The sequence below is a fragment of the Halomonas sp. ND22Bw genome (assembly GCF_003011945.1).
GTDB classification, from domain to species: Bacteria; Pseudomonadota; Gammaproteobacteria; order Pseudomonadales; family Halomonadaceae; genus Halomonas; species Halomonas halophila.
Genome location: NZ_PXWD01000975.1, coordinates 1 through 267, shown reverse-complemented (window position 1 = coordinate 267; position 267 = coordinate 1). Strand labels below are relative to the sequence as shown.

The following is a 267-nucleotide window of genomic DNA, read 5'->3' as shown; positions in this document are numbered from 1 at the left end:
CCGCCACGCCGCCGCGTGCCGGCATCGCGTTCCGTGGAGGCCCGCCCTAATGACGAACGCTCGCCGAACTTCCTATCCCACTCGATGGCCATCCGGAAGAGATCATCGCCGCTATAAGCCGGGTTGTAGTGCGATGTCATCCAGAGATTCGAGTGTACTTTCACATTAGCCGGGTCCAGCTCGACTTCTCTATGAAAATGTCCTTCAGACTCATCATAGTCGCCCTCTTTAGTGAAAAGCGAAGCGATATGATTATGCACACCGACC

General features: G+C 55.4%; 1 protein-coding gene. It reads right to left on the bottom strand.

Annotated features, from left to right (window positions below):
• Positions 1 to 267: hypothetical protein (locus CVH10_RS26885; protein ID WP_219924936.1), on the bottom strand; the 267-nt coding region annotated here is incomplete at both ends.